Annotated in this window: 17 protein-coding genes; 15 read left to right on the forward strand and 2 right to left on the reverse strand. The window is 69.7% G+C overall.

Going from position 1 to position 17549, the window contains the following annotated elements; genetic code table 11:
- Positions 1-52: 52 nt before the first annotated feature.
- The 13 genes from pgsA to secF all read left to right on the forward strand — a co-directional run bounded on the left by pgsA (position 53) and on the right by secF (position 12070).
- On the forward strand, positions 53-727 hold the full coding sequence (pgsA, locus tag ACWGIH_RS22840) for a phosphatidylinositol phosphate synthase (protein WP_453452182.1): 675 nt from the start codon (positions 53-55) through the stop codon (positions 725-727).
- Complete coding sequence (locus ACWGIH_RS22845) at positions 724-1662, forward strand: phosphatidylinositol mannoside acyltransferase (RefSeq protein ID WP_453452181.1); 939 nt, start codon at positions 724-726, stop codon at positions 1660-1662. The genes pgsA and ACWGIH_RS22845 overlap by 4 nt, the downstream gene beginning before the upstream one ends.
- Positions 1659-2819, forward strand: coding sequence for a glycosyltransferase family 4 protein (locus tag ACWGIH_RS22850; protein WP_453452180.1), 1161 nt, complete (start codon positions 1659-1661; stop codon positions 2817-2819). Before ACWGIH_RS22845 ends, ACWGIH_RS22850 begins: the two co-directional genes overlap by 4 nt.
- Positions 2820-2882: 63 nt before the next feature.
- On the forward strand, positions 2883-3437 hold the full coding sequence (locus tag ACWGIH_RS22855) for a hypothetical protein (protein ID WP_453452179.1): 555 nt from the start codon (positions 2883-2885) through the stop codon (positions 3435-3437).
- Positions 3438-3582: 145 nt separating this feature from the next.
- Entirely contained in the window at positions 3583-4497 is a 915-nt protein-coding gene (gene pdxS, locus ACWGIH_RS22860; RefSeq protein ID WP_160503800.1) for a pyridoxal 5'-phosphate synthase lyase subunit PdxS, read from the forward strand.
- Positions 4498-4509: 12 nt separating this feature from the next.
- A complete protein-coding gene (gene pdxT, locus ACWGIH_RS22865) occupies positions 4510-5115 on the forward strand; it encodes a pyridoxal 5'-phosphate synthase glutaminase subunit PdxT (RefSeq protein ID WP_453452178.1) in 606 nt (201 codons plus the stop codon).
- 77 nt (positions 5116-5192) lie between these two features.
- Positions 5193-5945, forward strand: a complete 753-nt coding sequence (locus ACWGIH_RS22870) for a YebC/PmpR family DNA-binding transcriptional regulator (RefSeq protein WP_160503798.1) — start codon at positions 5193-5195, stop codon at positions 5943-5945.
- A 134-nt stretch (positions 5946-6079) separates the two neighbouring features.
- A complete protein-coding gene (ruvC, locus tag ACWGIH_RS22875) occupies positions 6080-6664 on the forward strand; it encodes a crossover junction endodeoxyribonuclease RuvC (protein ID WP_453452177.1) in 585 nt (194 codons plus the stop codon).
- Entirely contained in the window at positions 6661-7269 is a 609-nt protein-coding gene (gene ruvA, locus ACWGIH_RS22880; protein WP_409056562.1) for a Holliday junction branch migration protein RuvA, read from the forward strand. Before ruvC ends, ruvA begins: the two co-directional genes overlap by 4 nt.
- Positions 7270-7316: 47 nt before the next feature.
- Entirely contained in the window at positions 7317-8399 is a 1083-nt protein-coding gene (ruvB, locus tag ACWGIH_RS22885) for a Holliday junction branch migration DNA helicase RuvB (protein WP_453452176.1), read from the forward strand.
- A gap of 164 nt (positions 8400-8563) precedes the next feature.
- Positions 8564-9031 (forward strand): preprotein translocase subunit YajC, encoded by a 468-nt coding sequence (yajC, locus tag ACWGIH_RS22890; protein ID WP_365821006.1) that lies wholly within the window; start codon positions 8564-8566, stop codon positions 9029-9031.
- A 143-nt stretch (positions 9032-9174) separates the two neighbouring features.
- Positions 9175-10941, forward strand: a complete 1767-nt coding sequence (secD, locus tag ACWGIH_RS22895; protein ID WP_453452175.1) for a protein translocase subunit SecD — start codon at positions 9175-9177, stop codon at positions 10939-10941.
- A 1-nt stretch (position 10942) separates the two neighbouring features.
- Positions 10943-12070 carry a protein translocase subunit SecF gene (secF, locus tag ACWGIH_RS22900; RefSeq protein ID WP_453452174.1) on the forward strand — a complete coding sequence of 376 codons (1128 nt, stop codon included), beginning with the start codon at positions 10943-10945 and terminating at the stop codon, positions 12068-12070.
- A 120-nt stretch (positions 12071-12190) separates the two neighbouring features.
- Here secF and ACWGIH_RS22905 read toward each other — a convergent pair whose 3' ends face one another.
- The gene (locus ACWGIH_RS22905) at positions 12191-12622 is read right to left on the reverse strand and encodes a hypothetical protein (protein ID WP_453452173.1); all 432 of its coding nucleotides are present in this window, start codon (positions 12620-12622) and stop codon (positions 12191-12193) included.
- Between the two features lie 247 nt (positions 12623-12869).
- On the opposite strand from ACWGIH_RS22905, the gene ACWGIH_RS22910 reads away from it, so the two are divergent.
- Both ACWGIH_RS22910 and ACWGIH_RS22915 read left to right on the forward strand, forming a co-directional pair.
- Entirely contained in the window at positions 12870-13409 is a 540-nt protein-coding gene (locus tag ACWGIH_RS22910; RefSeq protein WP_453452172.1) for an adenine phosphoribosyltransferase, read from the forward strand.
- A 173-nt stretch (positions 13410-13582) separates the two neighbouring features.
- On the forward strand, positions 13583-16174 hold the full coding sequence (locus ACWGIH_RS22915) for a RelA/SpoT family protein (RefSeq protein ID WP_453452171.1): 2592 nt from the start codon (positions 13583-13585) through the stop codon (positions 16172-16174).
- 72 nt (positions 16175-16246) lie between these two features.
- Here ACWGIH_RS22915 and ACWGIH_RS22920 read toward each other — a convergent pair whose 3' ends face one another.
- Positions 16247-17479: a DUF349 domain-containing protein gene (locus tag ACWGIH_RS22920; RefSeq protein WP_453452279.1), complete on the reverse strand. Its 1233-nt coding sequence runs from the start codon at positions 17477-17479 to the stop codon at positions 16247-16249.
- Positions 17480-17549 lie beyond the last annotated feature (70 nt).

The following is a 17549-nucleotide window of genomic DNA, read 5'->3' on the forward strand; positions in this document are numbered from 1 at the left end:
GCCAGCCGGTGGCCAACAGGGCCGCGCGGCTCACCGACCCCTCGGGAAGGCCATGCTGAACAAGTACGCGCGTGCATTCTTCACGCGTGTTCTCACACCGTTCGCCGCGTTTCTCATCCGTCGCGGCGTGAGCCCCGACGCGGTCACGTTCATCGGCACGGCCGGTGTGGTGGCGGGTGCGCTGGTCTTCTTCCCCCGCGGCGAGTTCTTCTGGGGCACGATCGTCATCACGCTCTTCGTGTTCTCCGACCTCGTCGACGGGAACATGGCGCGGCAGCTGGGACGCTCCAGCCGCTGGGGAGCCTTCCTGGACTCGACGCTCGACCGGGTCGCCGACAGCGCGATCTTCGGCGGCCTCGCGCTCTGGTACGCGGGCTCGGGCGACAACGACATCCTGTGCGCCGTCTCCATCTTCTGCCTGGCCAGCGGCCAGGTCGTCTCGTACACGAAGGCGCGCGGCGAGGCGATCGGCCTGCCCGTCGCCGTCAACGGCCTGGTGGAGCGCGCCGAGCGCCTGGTGATCTCGCTGGTCGCCGCGGGCCTGGCGGGGCTGCACAAGTTCGGGGTGCCCGGCATCGACGTACTGCTGCCCATCGCCCTGTGGATCGTCGCCGTCGGCAGTCTCGTCACGCTCGTCCAGCGCGTCGTGACCGTACGCAAGGAAGCCGCGGAGGCGGACGCGGCCACGCAGGCCGCCCCGGCCCAGGGCAGTGAGGCCACGTCGTGAAGGACCGACTGACCGACGCGCTCTACGGAGCCGCCTGGAGCTCGGTCAAGAAGCTCCCGGAACCGGTGGCGGTGCGGCTCGGCAGGACCATCGCCGACGCCGCGTGGAAGCGCCGCGGCAAGGGCGTCCTGCGCCTCGAGGCGAACTACGCGCGCGTGGTGCCCGACGCGAGCCCGGAGCGCCTGCGCGCGCTGTCCAGGGCGGGCATGCGCTCGTACCTGCGCTACTGGATGGAGTCGTTCCGGCTGCCGTCGTGGAGCCGGGAGCGCATCGGGGCAGGCGTCGAGATCAAGGACCTCCACTACCTGACGGACGGCCTCGCCTCCGGCAAGGGCGTCATTCTGGCCCTTCCGCACCTGGGCAACTGGGACCTGGCGGGCGCGTGGGTCACCACGAAGCTGGACACGCCGTTCACGACGGTCGCCGAGCGCCTCAAGCCCGAGACGCTGTACGACCGTTTCGTCGCCTACCGCGAGGGCCTCGGCATGGAGGTCCTGCCGCACGAGGGCGGCTCCGCCTTCGGCACCCTGGCGCGCCGGCTGCGCGCGGGCGCCCTGGTCTGCCTGGTCGCGGACCGGGACCTCTCGGCCTCCGGCGTCGAGGTCAAGTTCTTCGGCGACACCGCGCGGATGCCCGCGGGGCCGGCGATGCTCGCGCAGCAGACGGGGGCGCTGTTGCTGCCCGTCACCCTCTGGTTCGACGAGACGCCCGTCATGAAGGGGCGTGTTCACGCCCCCGTCGACGTCCCCGAGACAGGTACCCGTAGGGAGAAGACGTCTGTCATGACGCAGGCGCTGGCAGACGCCTTCGCCACGGGTATCGCCGACCATCCGGAGGACTGGCACATGCTGCAGCGCTTGTGGCTCGCTGATCTCGACCCCGCCCAGGGGCCCGCCGACGACTCCGCGCACCCCGCCGAGGGGACCGCCCCGTGAGGATCGGCATCGTCTGCCCCTACTCGTGGGACGTGCCGGGCGGCGTCCAGTTCCACATCCGTGACCTCGCGGAGCACCTGATCCACCTGGGGCACGAGGTGTCCGTCCTGGCCCCCGCGGACGACGAGACCCCCCTTCCGCCGTACGTCGTCTCGGCGGGCCGCGCCGTTCCCGTGCCGTACAACGGCTCGGTGGCCCGGCTCAACTTCGGCTTCCTCTCGGCCGCGCGGGTGCGCCGATGGCTGCACGACGGCACGTTCGACGTCATCCACATCCACGAGCCGACCTCGCCGTCCCTCGGGCTGCTCACGTGCTGGGCGGCGCAGGGCCCGATCGTCGCGACGTTCCACACGTCCAACCCGCGCTCGCGGGCGATGATCGCGGCGTACCCGATCCTGCAGCCCGCCCTGGAGAAGATCAGCGCGCGCATCGCGGTGAGCGAGTACGCGCGCCGCACACTGGTCGAGCACCTGGGCGGCGACGCGGTCGTCATCCCGAACGGCGTGGACGTCGACTTCTTTACGAAGGTCGAGCCCAAGGCGGAGTGGCAGGGAGGGACGATCGGCTTCATCGGACGCATCGACGAGCCGCGCAAGGGCCTGCCCGTGCTGATGAAGGCGCTGCCGAAGATCCTCGCCGAGCGACCCGAAACCCGGCTGCTCGTCGCGGGCCGCGGCGACGAGCACGAGGCCGTCTCCTCGCTGCCCGTCGAGATGCGGGAGCGCGTGGAGTTCCTCGGCATGGTCAGCGACGAGGACAAGGCGCGCCTGCTGGCCAGCGTCGACGTGTACGTCGCTCCCAACACCGGCGGCGAAAGCTTCGGGATCATCCTCGTCGAGGCGCTGTCGGCGGGCGCACCCGTGCTCGCCAGCGATCTGGACGCCTTCGCGCAGGTCCTCGACCATGGCGCGGCGGGCGACCTGTTCACCAACGAGGACGCGGACTCGCTGGCCGCGGGGGCGCTGCGGCTCCTCGGCGACCCCGAGCGCCGTGACGATCTGCGCGAGCGCGGCAGTAAGCACGTACGCCGCTTCGACTGGTCGACGGTGGGCGCGGACATCCTCTCGGTGTACGAGACGGTGGCGGACGGGGCAGCCGCGGTGGCCGCCGACGAACGCACCGGTCTGCGGGCGCGGTTCGGCCTCGCCCGGGACTGACCCCGGCCGGTCCCGGGAGCCCGGCGGTCCTGGGGGCGGGCCACCTGGACTAGCCTCGGGCCGGTGACCTCGACACTGATCTGGATCGCGGTAGCCCTCTTCGCGATCGGCCTCTACCTGAGCTGGACCGCGGGCCGGCTCGACCGGCTGCACGCACGCATCGACGCGGCCCGCGCCGCCCTCGACGCCCAGTTGCTGCGCCGCGCGTCGGTCGCCCAGGAGCTGGCCACCTCGGGGGTGCTCGACCCGGCGGCCTCCATCGTGCTCTACGAAGCGGCGCACGCGGCACGGCAGGCCGAGGAGGAGCACCGTGAGGTCGCCGAGAGCGAGCTCAGCCAGGCGCTTCGGGCGATCTTCGGCGAGGTGCAGCAGGTCGAGGCGGTGCGCGAGGCTCCCGGCGGTGACGAGGCGGCGTCCGAGCTGGCCGCGGCGGTCCGCCGGGTGCCGATGGCCCGGCGCTTCCACAACGACGCCGTCCGCGCGGCCCGTGCCCTGCGCAGGCACCGCAAGGTCCGCTGGTTCCGCCTCGCGGGGCACGCGCCGTTCCCGATGGCCTTCGAGATGGACGACGAGCCGCCCGTCGCCCTGGCCGACCGCGCGACGACGCAGAACCCCTGACGGAACAGGCCCCCCGGCACGCCGCTGACCAGGGGCGTCCGGGAAAAATGAGCCACCGGTCGTCCATTGGCCCTTGCTGTGGACCGGTCGCCGGGAGTTTCCTCGTAGACGCAGTAACCCGTCTTCAGCGAGCGAGGTCAACTCCGTGTCCAGCACCCTGCCCAGCAGCAACCAGTCGCCCGAGACCGGCACCGCGCGCGTCAAGCGCGGCATGGCCGAGCAGCTCAAGGGCGGCGTCATCATGGACGTCGTCAACGCCGAGCAGGCGAAGATCGCCGAGGACGCCGGCGCAGTGGCCGTCATGGCGCTGGAGCGGGTCCCCGCCGACATCCGCAAGGACGGCGGCGTCGCGCGGATGTCCGACCCGAACATGATCGAAGAGATCATCGAGGCCGTCTCCATCCCGGTCATGGCCAAGTCCCGCATCGGCCACTTCGTCGAGGCCCAGGTCCTGCAGTCCCTCGGCGTCGACTACATCGACGAGTCCGAGGTCCTGACCCCGGCCGACGAGGTCAACCACAGCGACAAGTTCGCCTTCACGACCCCGTTCGTGTGTGGCGCCACCAACCTGGGCGAGGCCCTGCGCCGCATCGCCGAGGGCGCGGCCATGATCCGCTCCAAGGGCGAGGCCGGCACCGGCAACGTCGTCGAGGCCGTGCGCCACCTGCGCCAGATCAAGAACGAGATAGCCAAGCTGCGCGGCTTCGACAACAACGAGCTGTACGCCGCCGCCAAGGACCTGCGCGCCCCGTACGAGCTGGTCAAGGAGGTCTCCGAGCTGGGCAAGCTGCCGGTGGTCCTCTTCTCGGCCGGTGGCGTCGCCACCCCCGCCGACGCCGCCCTGATGCGCCAGCTCGGTGCCGAGGGTGTCTTCGTCGGCTCCGGCATCTTCAAGTCGGGCGACCCGGCCGCGCGCGCCGCCGCCATCGTGAAGGCCACCACCTTCTACGACGACCCCAAGATCATCGCGGACGCGTCCCGCAACCTCGGCGAGGCCATGGTCGGCATCAACTGCGACACCCTCCCCGAGGCCGAGCGCTACGCCAACCGCGGCTGGTAAGGCATCACACAGATGAATGACACCCCTGTAGTCGGCGTCCTTGCACTCCAGGGCGACGTACGGGAGCACCTGATCGCCCTGGCCTCGGCGGACGCCGTGGCCAGGCCGGTCCGGCGCCCCGAAGAGCTGGCCGAGGTGGACGGCCTGGTCATCCCCGGCGGTGAGTCCACCACCATCTCCAAGCTGGCCGCCCTGTTCGGCCTCGCGGAGCCGCTTCGCGCGCGCGTGCGCGCCGGTATGCCGGTCTACGGCACCTGCGCGGGCATGATCATGCTCGCCGACAAGATCCTCGATCCGCGCTCGGAGCAGGAGACCTTCGGCGGCATCGACATGATCGTGCGCCGCAACGCCTTCGGGCGGCAGAACGAGTCCTTCGAGGCGGCCGTCGCCATCGCCGGCATCGACGGCGACCCCGTGGAGGGTGTCTTCATCCGCGCCCCCTGGGTCGAGTCGGTCGGCGTGCGCGTCGAGGTGCTCGCCGAGCACGAGGGACACATCGTCGCCGTGCGCCAGGGCAACGCCCTCGCGACGTCGTTCCACCCCGAGTTGACGGGTGACCATCGCATGCACGAACTGTTCGTCGGGATGGTGCGGAGGAACGCGGCGGCGGGATCCTAGTAGGATCCGGGGGTCCCCCTGGTCCCTTAGGGTCGGGGGAGTTCGTACAGGTTGGGTAACGCGAAGGAGACAGGCAGATGTCCGGCCACTCTAAATGGGCTACGACGAAGCACAAGAAGGCCGTGATTGACGCCAAGCGCGGCAAGCTCTTCGCGAAGATGATCAAGAACATCGAGGTCGCGGCCCGCACGGGCGGCGCCGATGTGTCCGGTAACCCGACCCTCTTCGACGCCATCCAGAAGGCCAAGAAGAGCTCGGTCCCGAACAAGAACATCGACTCCGCGGTCAAGCGTGGCGCCGGTCTCGAAGCCGGCGGCGCCGACTACGAGACGATCATGTACGAGGGCTACGGCCCCAACGGCGTCGCGGTGCTCATCGAGTGCCTCACGGACAACCGCAACCGCGCGGCTTCGGACGTACGCGTCGCGATGACCCGCAACGGCGGCTCCATGGCCGACCCGGGCTCCGTCTCGTACCTCTTCAACCGCAAGGGCGTCGTCATCGTCCCCAAGGGCGAGCTGTCCGAGGACGACGTCCTCGGCGCGGTCCTGGACGCGGGCGCCGAAGAGGTCAACGACCTCGGCGAGTCCTTCGAGGTCCTCTCCGAGGCCACCGACATGGTCGCGGTCCGCACCGCGCTCCAGGACGCCGGCATCGAGTACGACTCGGCCGACGCCAACTTCGTCCCGACCATGCAGGTCGAGCTGGACGAGGACGGCGCCCGGAAGATCTTCAAGCTGATCGACGCGCTGGAGGACAGCGACGACGTGCAGAACGTCTTCGCCAACTTCGACGTGAGCGACGAGGTCATGGAGAAGGTCGACGCGTAGCCGCGCTGTCGCGAGCTGAGCAGTTTCGGCGGGCCGGGTGGGACACACGTCCACCGGCCCGCCGCTGTTGTCGGTGGCAACGGATAGCCTGGCGTGAAGTCAAAGATCACCGCGGCGACGAGGGGAGGGCGCGCATGCGTGTGTTGGGGGTCGACCCAGGTCTCACCCGGTGCGGTGTCGGGGTCGTCGACGGCGTGGCCGGACGACCGCTCACCATGCGCGGCGTCGGTGTCGTGAGGACGCCGCCGGACGCCGAGCTCGGCCACCGCCTGGTCGCCATCGAGCAGGGCATCGAGCAGTGGCTCGACGAACACGATCCCGAAGTCCTCGCCGTGGAGCGCGTGTTCAGCCAGCACAACGTACGTACGGTCATGGGCACCGCCCAGGCGAGCGCCGTGGCCATGCTCTGCGCCTCGCGCCGCGGCATCCCCGTGGCCCTGCACACGCCCAGCGAGGTCAAGGCCGCCGTCACCGGCAGCGGCCGCGCCGACAAGGCACAGGTCGGCGCGATGGTCACCCGCCTCCTGCGGCTCGACGCACCGCCCAAGCCCGCCGACGCCGCGGACGCCCTCGCCCTCGCCATCTGTCACATCTGGCGCGCCCCCGCGCAGAACCGCCTCCAGCAGGCGGTGGCCCAGAACCGCCTCCAGCAGGCGGCCGCCCTGCACGCGTCGAGAACTCCGAAAGCCCCCACAGCACAGAAAGGCCGTACCGCATGATCGCCTTCGTCAGCGGCCCCGTCGCCGCCCTGGCCCCCGATTCCGCGGTGGTCGAGGTCGGTGGCATCGGCATGGCCGTCCAGTGCGCGCCGAACACCCTCTCCACCCTCCGGATCGGCCAGCAGGCCAAGCTCGCCACGTCCCTCGTCGTCCGCGAGGACTCCCTCACCCTGTACGGCTTCGCGGACGACGACGAGCGCCAGACCTTCGAGCTCCTGCAGACGGCGAGCGGCGTCGGACCGCGCCTCGCGCAGGCCATGCTCGCCGTGCACAGCCCGGACGCCCTGCGCCGCGCGGTCGCCACCGGTGACGAGAAGGCGCTCACCGCGGTCCCGGGCATCGGCAAGAAGGGCGCCCAGAAGCTGCTCCTGGAGTACAAGGACCGCCTCGGCGAACCCCTCGGCACGGGCGGCCCCGCCATCGGCACCCCTGTCACCTCCGGGTGGAGCGACCAGCTGCACGCGGCGCTGATCGGCCTCGGGTACGCCACGCGGGAGGCGGACGAAGCCGTCGCCGCCGTCACCCCGCAGGCCGAGGCGTCCGAGAAGCCGCAGGTGGGCCAGCTCCTCAAGGCCGCGCTCCAGACGCTGAACCGCACCCGCTAGCACGTGCCTGCCCCTTCACCACCAGAACCACATCGCGAGGCGAGCTCATGAACTGGGACGAGACCACCGACGACACGACCGCCCCGGCGGGCGCGGCCGAGCGGCTTGTGGACTCTGTCGCGGACGGCGAGGACCAGGCGGTCGAGGCCGCCCTTCGCCCCAAGGACCTGGACGAGTTCATCGGCCAGGAGAAGGTCCGCGAGCAGCTCGACCTCGTTCTGCGCGCCGCTCGCGCGCGGGGCGCCACCGCCGATCACGTGTTGCTCTCCGGAGCTCCCGGCCTCGGCAAGACGACCCTCTCGATGATCATCGCCGCCGAGATGGGCGCCCCGATCCGCATCACGAGCGGCCCCGCCATCCAGCACGCGGGCGATCTCGCCGCGATCCTCTCCTCCCTCCAGGAGGGAGAGGTGCTCTTCCTCGACGAGATCCACCGGATGTCGCGGCCCGCCGAAGAGATGCTCTACATGGCGATGGAGGACTTCCGCGTCGACGTGATCGTCGGCAAGGGGCCCGGCGCCACGGCCATCCCGTTGGAGCTGCCGCCCTTCACCCTGGTCGGCGCCACCACCAGGGCGGGCCTGCTGCCGCCGCCGCTGCGCGATCGCTTCGGCTTCACCGCGCACATGGAGTTCTACGAACCCGCCGAGCTGGAGCGGGTGATCCACCGCTCCGCGCAGCTGCTCGACGTGGAGATCGACCCGGCAGGCGCCGCCGAGATCGCCGGGCGCTCGCGCGGCACGCCCCGTATCGCCAACCGCCTGCTGCGCCGCGTGCGGGACTATGCGCAGGTCAAGGCCGACGGAGTGATCGACAGGGACATCGCGGCCGCGGCCCTCAAGGTCTACGAGGTGGACGGCCGCGGCCTCGACCGCCTCGACCGCGCGGTCCTCGAGGCCCTGCTCAAGCTCTTCGGCGGTGGACCCGTCGGCCTGTCGACGCTCGCCGTGGCCGTGGGGGAGGAGCGCGAGACGGTCGAGGAGGTCGCCGAGCCGTTCCTGGTACGGGAGGGGCTGCTCGCGCGCACCCCCCGTGGCCGGGTCGGTACGCCTGCCGCATGGGCGCATCTCGGCCTTGTTCCACCGCGGCAGGCGGGCGGAATCGGACAAGGGGACCTGTTCGGGGCGTGACGGCGCGCGTACTCGCCCGGTCAGGAACTGCGGTGCCATGCTGAGCGTTGTTCGTTAGGTGCGGACTCGCTTAGACTCCGCCGATGCCGCCCTTGTGGGCGGTGTGCCCACCCCCGTCCATCAGGCCGCTTATCTGCGCGGTCATGCGAAGGAAACTCCGTCCCGTGAATATCGTGACCCTCCTCCCGTTCATCGTGCTCATCGGGGCCATGTTCCTGATGACGCGCTCCGCCAAGAAGAAGCAGCAGGCGGCGGCGCAGATGCGCAATGAGATGCAGCCCGGCACCGGCATCCGCACGATCGGGGGCATGTACGCCACCGTCAAGGAGGTTCACGACGACGCCGTCCTCCTCGAGGTGGCTCCTGGTGTGCACGCGTTCTACGCGAAGAACTCCGTGGGCGCCGTCCTCGAGGACGACGAGTACAACCGCATCGTTCACGGCACGAGTGCCGTGAAGTCGGACGACCCCGTCGTCCCGGACGACGCCTCCTCCCTCACCGAGACCGACGAGCCCGCCGCCGACGCTTCCGACGACTCGCCCATCGACCTCGGCAAGAAGGACGCGGACAGCGCCCCCAAGGCCGACGACGCCGAGCCGAAGAAGACCGACGGCGAGTCCGACGCGAAGTAGCCCCCACCGGGGCCCGTGGCGCGCGCCGCTCGTGCTGCCACGGCCCCCGCGGTGCGTGGGTTAGCGACGGGTCTCCACACCACTTCATGGCCGCCCACGGCACGTAATCGGTTCCGGGCGGTCGGACAGGGAGAAACGAGAAGGTGGCAGCACCGAAGAAGGGCCGGAGGCAGAGCGGCCAGGGGAGGCCGGGGCGAGCCCTGGCCCTGATCCTGATCGCCATGGTGGCGCTCACCGGGGGAATGTTCCTCTCCGGTCACACCACCCCGCGCCTGGGCATCGACCTCGCCGGTGGTACGAGCATCACGCTCGGCGCCAAGAGTGAGCCCGGCAAGCCCAACGCGGTCAACAAGACCAACATGGACACGGCCGTGGGCATCATCGAGCGCCGTGTCAACGGTCTCGGTGTCTCCGAGGCCGAGGTACAGACCCAGGGCGACCGCAACATCATCGTCAACATCCCCAAGGGGACGAACCAGAAGCAGGCACGCGAGCAGGTCGGCACGACCGCGCAGCTCTACTTCCGTCCGGTGATGACGATGGCGGCCGGCACGCCGACCCCCGATCCCTCCGGCAGCCCTTCGGCGTCCAAGTCGCCCGAGGCGACCGGCAAGGACGGCAAGGACGCCAAGGACAAGGACCCCAAGGACACGGCGTCCGCGCCCAACGCGACCGAGAGCCCCCAGGGCCGTGCCGTCACCGAAGGTCTGAAGGCCGATCCGACTCCGTCGCCCAAGGGTTCGGACAAGCCCAAGGGCAACGAGTCCCCGTCGCCGACCCCCACGGGGGGGGCGGCCACCAAGGCGCTCCAGGAGAAGTTCACCGCGCTCGACTGCACCAAGCAGAGCAGCCGGATCAAGGCGACCGAAGGCGTCAAGCCGAGCGACCCGATGACGGCCTGTGGCAAGAACAGCGCCGGCCAGTGGGAGAAGTATGTCCTCGGCCCGGCCGAGGTCGAGGGCAAGGACGTCAAGGACGCCAAGGCCGTGCTCGACCCCGAGCGTGGCATCTGGATCGTCACGATGGACTTCACCAAGGACGGCTCCAAGAAGTTCGCCGCGACCACCGGCAAGCTGATGAAGCAGGCCGAGCCGCAGAACCAGTTCGCGATCGTCCTGGACGGTGACGTCGTCTCGGCCCCGCGCGTGAGCTCGCAGCTGAGCTCGAACGCCGAGATCAGCGGCAGCTTCACCCAGGAGTCGGCCAAGGACCTGGCGAACATGCTGTCCTACGGCGCCCTGCCGCTCACCTTCCACGAGGACAGCGTCACCACCGTGACCGCGGCCCTCGGCGGTGAGCAGCTGCACGCGGGTCTGATCGCGGGTGCCATCGGTCTCGCGCTGGTCGTCATCTACCTCGTGGCGTACTACCGGGGCCTGGCCTTCATCGCGCTGCTGAGCCTCGTCGCCTCCGGCATCCTCACGTACACGATCATGACCTTGCTCGGTCCGGCCATCGGCTTCGCGTTGAACCTGCCCGCGGTGTGTGGTGCGATCGTTGCGATCGGTATCACCGCGGACTCGTTCATCGTGTACTTCGAACGCATCCGGGACGAGATCCGCGAGGGCCGTACGCTGCGTCCCGCCGTCGAGCGTGCCTGGCCGCGTGCCCGGCGCACCATCCTGGTCTCGGACTTCGTGTCCTTCCTCGCCGCCGCGGTCCTTTACATCGTCACGGTCGGCAAGGTGCAGGGCTTCGCCTTCACGCTGGGTCTGACCACGCTGCTCGACGTCGTGGTGGTCTTCCTCTTCACCAAGCCGCTGATGACGATCATGGCCCGCAAGAAGTTCTTCGCGAGCGGCCACAAGTGGTCCGGGATCGACCCGTCGCGGCTCGGTGCCAAGCCCCCGCTGCGCCGCACGCGCCGTACCTCTGGTTCCGCCGGCCCCGTCGACCCGAAGGAGGCGTGAGATGTCGAAGCTCGGCAACCTCGGCGCCCAGCTCTTCCACGGCGAAGTCGGCTATGACTTCATCGGCAAGCGGAAGATCTGGTACGGCGTCTCTGTCCTGATCACCATCACGGCGATCGTCGCCCTGGCCGTCCAAGGCCTCAACATGGGCATCGAGTTCAAGGGCGGCGCGGTCTTCACCACACCGAAGACCTCCGCCTCGGTCGAAGTGGCCCAGGAGTCGGCGGAGAAGGCTTCCGGACACCAGGCCATCGTCCAGAAGCTCGGCAACGACACCATGCGCGTCCAGATCTCGGGCGTGGACACGGCCAAGTCCGACCAGATCAAGGAAGACCTCGCCAAGGACCTCGGCGTCCCGGCGAAGGACATCAACGCGGATCTGGTCGGCCCCAGTTGGGGTGAGCAGATCGCCAACAAGGCGTGGACGGGCCTCGGTGTCTTCCTCGTCCTGTGCGTGATCTACCTGGCGATCGCTTTCGAGTGGCGGATGGCTGTCGCCGCACTGGTCGCGCTGATTCACGACATCACCATCACGGTCGGTATCTACTCGCTGGTCGGCTTCGAGGTCACCCCGGGTACCGTGATCGGTCTGCTGACGATCCTCGGCTATTCGCTCTACGACACGGTCGTCGTCTTCGACTCGCTCAAGGAGCAGGGCAAGGACGCGGCCAAGCAGACGAGATTCACCTACAGCGAGATCGCCAACCGGTCGATCAACAGCACCCTGGTGCGCTCCATCAACACCACCGTGGTCGCGCTCCTGCCGGTGGCGGGTCTCCTCTTCATCGGTGGCGGTGCGCTCGGCGCCGGCATGCTGAACGACATCTCGCTGTCGCTCTTCGTGGGCCTCGCGGCCGGTGCGTACTCCTCGATCTTCATCGCCACTCCGCTGGTCGCCGACCTCAAGGAGCGTGAGCCGGCGATGAAGGCCCTGAAGAAGCGGGTCCTCGCCAAGCGCGCGGCCGCCGCTGCCAAGGGTGAGTCGCTGGACGTCGAGGAACCGTCCAGGGATGACGACGACGAGCCGCAGGACGAACTCCCGGCGACTGCCGGAGTGGTCGGCGGTCAGCGTCGTACGCAGCAGCCCCGCAACCGCGGCCGTGGCCGCCCCTCGGGGAAGCGCCGCTGACCCGCACGGGACAGGCCGGACGGGACAGGCCAAACAAAACGCACGGGCAAAGGCACGGGCCCCGCTCCTCCACGGAGGAGCGGGGCCCGTGTTTCGACTCAGCTCAGGAGCTGACGCAGATTACTGCCACTTCAGGAGCGAGAAGCCCTTGATCTTGATCTCGGGATGCGCGGCGACGTTCCCCCAGGGCACGTTCTTGATGAACCCGCTCTTGCCGCAGCCCGCGTTGTACCACTTCGCCACGTACTTCTTCGTCGTCTTGTTGTACTTGAAGCCCTTGACCTTGATGCAGGGCGTACCGCGCTCGGCCGCCCAGCGGTAGCGGACCTTCATGCCCTTCTGGCCCCACAGGGAGCACGGGTCCTTCGACTTGGTCCAGCGACCGGCGACGCCGCCGGCGTTCTGCCAGCCGTTGCAGCTGGCCATGGTCGTGACCGACTCGCTCTTGGTGGGTCCAGCGGTGGCGGCGCCTGCGGGAGACGCCGCCGTGGCGAGTGCGGCCATCGCCACGACGGGTACGACCCCGGTGGCGATCTTGCGAGAGATGTTCACTGTTCCTCCGTTTTAGCCCCGAGAAGGGGGGCGGTCGCGGATGATCTTGCCACGCGGGCGTCTTTCGGCTCCAGTTACTTGAGCAAATAATGAGGTTCACTCTCCGCCAACTCCGTTCAAGCTTCTACTAGTTGGCGAGCGTGGTCCGCCGAGGGGACCGGGTGGGTCGGTGGAGCGAACGGATATTGCTAAAGTGACTCGCCGCCGCGACCAGGCGCTCGATCATCGACAGCAATGAGGTGGGCAGATGACCCCCGTGCAGGAACTTCTGCTCAGCCGCATCCGCGACGTACCCGATTACCCGGAGCCCGGGGTCATGTTCAAGGACATCACCCCGCTGCTCGCGGACCCGGAGGCCTTCGCCGCGCTCACCGAGGCCCTCGCGGACCTCGCGGTGCGGTACGGCGCCACGAAGATCGTCGGCCTGGAGGCCCGCGGCTTCATCCTGGGCGCCCCGGTCGCGCTGCGCGCGGGACTCGGCTTCATCCCCGTTCGGAAGGCGGGCAAGCTCCCCGGAGCGACGCTCGGCCAGACGTACGACCTGGAGTACGGCAGCGCGCAGATCGAGGTGCACGCCGAGGACCTCGCCGCCGACGACCACGTCATGGTCATCGACGACGTCCTGGCGACCGGGGGCACCGCCGAGGCGTCCCTGCGGCTCATCCGCCGTGCCGGCGCGCAGGTCGCCGGTGTGGCGGTCCTGATGGAGCTCGGTTTCCTCGGTGGCCGCGCCAAGCTGGAGACGGCTCTGGAGGGTGCCCCGCTGGAGGCCCTCCTCACCGTCTGAGCAGCCACCGCACACACCCTGAGGCGGGCCCGGAGGAATCCGGCGCCCGCCTCAGGTGTTTCTCCGGTAGTGAGCCGTCTCACGGGCTGAAGGCGAGCCGAAGGTCCAGGATCGATACCATGGGTTCTTCGGGGCCTGACCGGGGGACCCGGATCGCGCACAGGGAGCGCCTCTTGCCAGACGAGTCCAAGGCACTCACCGCCGCCAAGGCCGCAGAGCAGGCCAAGAGCGCGGCGGCGGCCGCTGCCGCGCCCGCGAAGAGCACGCCGCCCGCCAAGGGCGCGGGCGCTACGCCGGCGAAGCGGGAGAGCACGCCCCCCAGCACCAAGTCCGCAGCGAGCACGCCGGGCGACAGCGGCCCCCGCGACAGGCCGGCCGTCGACGCGGCGCGCCCCAAGCCCCCCACCGAGGCCCGTGCGGGCAGCACCACGCCCACACCCCGCCCCACCGCGGCCAAGAACGAGCGCTCCGGCTCCTCCAACCGCGTGCGCGCCCGCCTGGCCCGCCTCGGCGTCCAGCGTTCGAACCCGTACAACCCGGTCCTTGAGCCCCTGCTGCGGATAGTGCGCAGCAACGACCCCAAGATCGAGACGGCGACGCTGCGCCAGATCGAGCGCGCCTACCAGGTCGCCGAGCGCTGGCACCGCGGCCAGAAGCGCAAGAGCGGCGATCCGTACATCACGCACCCCCTCGCCGTGACGACGATCCTCGCCGAGCTCGGCATGGATCCGGCCACCCTGATGGCCGGGCTCCTGCACGACACCGTCGAGGACACCGAGTACGGCCTCGACACCCTCAAGCGCGACTTCGGCGACCAGGTCGCCCTGCTCGTCGACGGCGTCACCAAGCTGGACAAGGTCAAGTTCGGCGAGGCCGCGCAGGCCGAGACCGTGCGCAAGATGGTCGTCGCCATGGCCAAGGACCCCCGCGTCCTGGTCATCAAGCTCGCCGACCGCCTGCACAACATGCGCACGATGCGGTATCTCAAGCGCGAGAAGCAGGAGAAGAAGGCGCGCGAGACGCTGGAGATCTACGCGCCCCTGGCTCACCGCCTGGGCATGAACACCATCAAGTGGGAGCTGGAGGACCTCGCCTTCGCGATCCTCTACCCCAAGATGTACGACGAGATCGTGCGCCTGGTCGCCGAGCGCGCCCCCAAGCGCGACGAGTACCTCGCCATAGTGACCGACGAGGTCCAGGCCGACCTGCGCGCCGCCCGCATCAAGGCGACCGTCACCGGCCGCCCGAAGCACTACTACAGCGTCTACCAGAAGATGATCGTCCGCGGCCGTGACTTCGCGGAGATCTACGACCTGGTGGGCATCCGCGTCCTCGTCGACACGGTCCGGGACTGCTATGCCGCTCTCGGCACGGTCCACGCGCGATGGAATCCGGTCCCCGGCCGGTTCAAGGACTACATCGCGATGCCGAAGTTCAACATGTACCAGTCGCTGCACACGACGGTCATCGGCCCCAACGGCAAGCCCGTCGAGCTCCAGATCCGTACGTTCGACATGCACCGCCGCGCCGAGTACGGCATCGCCGCGCACTGGAAGTACAAGCAGGAAGCCGTCGCCGGCGCCTCGAAGGTGCGCACCGACGTGCCGAGGAAGGCCGGCGGCAAGGACGACCACCTGAACGACATGGCGTGGCTGCGCCAGCTCCTGGACTGGCAGAAGGAGACCGAGGACCCCAGCGAGTTCCTGGAGTCCCTGCGCTTCGACCTGTCGCGCAACGAGGTCTTCGTCTTCACGCCCAAGGGCGACGTCATAGCGCTCCCGGCGGGCGCCACCCCGGTCGACTTCTCGTACGCGGTGCACACCGAGGTCGGCCACCGCACCATAGGAGCCCGGGTCAACGGTCGGCTCGTGCCGCTCGAATCGACCCTGGACAACGGCGACCTGGTGGAGGTCTTCACCTCCAAGGCGGCCGGCGCGGGCCCGTCCCGCGACTGGCTCGGCTTCGTCAAGTCGCCGCGGACGCGCAACAAGATCCGCGCGTGGTTCTCCAAGGAGCGCCGCGACGAGGCCATCGAGCAGGGCAAGGACGCCATCGCGCGCGCCATGCGCAAGCAGAACCTGCCGATCCAGCGGATCCTCACGGGCGACTCCCTGGTCACCCTCGCGCACGAGATGCGCTACCCCGACATCTCGTCCCTGTACGCGGCGATCGGCGAGGGCCATGTCACCGCGCAGTCCGTCGTGCAGAAGCTCGTCCAGGCACTCGGCGGCGAGGAGGCCGCCAACGAGGACATCGCCGAGAGCACACCGCCCTCGCGCAGCCGCAGCAAGCGCCGCGCCAACGCCGACCCCGGTGTCGTCGTCAAGGGCGTCGAGGACGTGTGGGTCAAGCTGGCCCGCTGCTGTACGCCGGTGCCGGGGGACCCGATCATCGGCTTCGTCACGCGCGGCAGCGGAGTGTCCGTACACCGCAGCGACTGTGTGAACGTCGACTCGCTCTCCCGCGAGCCCGAGCGCATCCTCGAGGTCGAGTGGGCGCCCACCCAGTCCTCGGTCTTCCTGGTCGCCATCCAGGTGGAGGCGCTCGACCGCTCGCGGCTGCTCTCGGACGTCACGCGCATCCTGTCGGACCAGCACGTGAACATCCTGTCCGCGGCCGTCCAGACCTCCCGCGACCGGGTCGCCACCTCGCGCTTCACCTTCGAGATGGGCGACCCCAAGCACCTGGGCCACGTGCTCAAGGCGGTCAGGGGAGTCGAGGGTGTGTACGACGTGTACCGGGTGACCTCGGCGCGCAGGCCCTGACCTTCCACGCACATGGGTCCGCCCCCGGCGCCGGAGCGCCGGGGGCGGACCCATGATGTCGAGAGGCTGTTGTCAGCCGCCGAACTCGTGCAGCCCCTTCAGGGCCTGGTCGAGCAGCGCCTGGCGGCCGTCGAGCTCCCTCTGGAGCTTGTCCGCCTTGGCGTTGTTGCCCGCCGCACGCGCCTTCTCGATCTGGTCGACCAGCTTGTCGACAGCGGCCTGCAGCTGACCGGTCAGACCCTCGGCACGCGCACGCGCCTCAGGGTTCGTCCGGCGCCACTCGGCCTCCTCGGTCTCCTGCAGGGCACGCTCCACCGCGTGCATCCGGCCCTCGACCTTCGGCCGCGCGTCCCGCGGGACGTGACCGATGGCCTCCCAGCGCTCGTTGAGCGTACGGAAGGCAGCGCGCGCCGACTTGAGATCCTTCACCGGGACGAGCTTCTCGGCCTCCTCGGCCAGCTCCTCCTTCAGCTTCAGGTTCTCCGTCTGCTCGGCGTCCCGCTCCGCGAAGACCGAGCTGCGCGCCGCGAAGAAGACGTCCTGGGCGCCGCGGAAGCGGTTCCACAGGTCGTCCTCGTGCTCGCGCTGGGCGCGGCCCGCGGCCTTCCACTCGGTCATCAGGTCGCGGTAGCGCGCGGCCGTCGGACCCCAGTCGGTCGAGTTGGAGAGGGCCTCGGCCTCGCCGACCAGCTTCTCCTTGGTCTTGCGGGCCTCCTCGCGCTGGGCGTCCAGCGAGGCGAAGTGGGCCTTGCGCCGCTTGGAGAACGCCGAGCGGGCATGCGAGAAGCGGTGCCACAGCTCGTCGTCCGACTTGCGGTCGAGGCGCGGCAGACCCTTCCAGGTGTCCACCAGGGCGCGAAGACGCTCGCCCGCCGCCCGCCACTGCTCGCTCTGGGCGAGCTCCTCGGCCTCGACGACCAGCGCCTCCTTGGCGTGCCTGGCCTCGTCCGACTGCTTGGCCTTCTGTACCTTGCGCTCTTCGCGGCGCGCGTCGACGGTCTCGACGAGCTTGTCCAGGCGCGTGCTCAGGGCGTCCAGATCGCCGACCGCGTGTGCCTCGTCCACCTGCTGGCGCAGGTGGTCGATGGCGGTCATGGCGTCCTTGGCCGACAGGTCGGTCGTCTTCACCCGGCGCTCGAGAAGTCCGATCTCGACGACCAGACCGTCGTACTTGCGCTCGAAGTAGGCAAGGGCCTCGTCAGGAGACCCCGCTTTCCACGAACCGACCTCGCGCTCGCTGCCGTCGGCCTTGCGCACGTACACGGTCCCCGTCTCGTCGACGCGGCCCCACGGGTCGCTGCTCACAGCGCCTCCTCCACATGATGCCTGCGCAGGGCCCCCGGGCCCCCGGCATCGTCCACAGTTTCGTCACCGC

Source organism: Streptomyces sp. NPDC054872 (genome assembly GCF_053610705.1).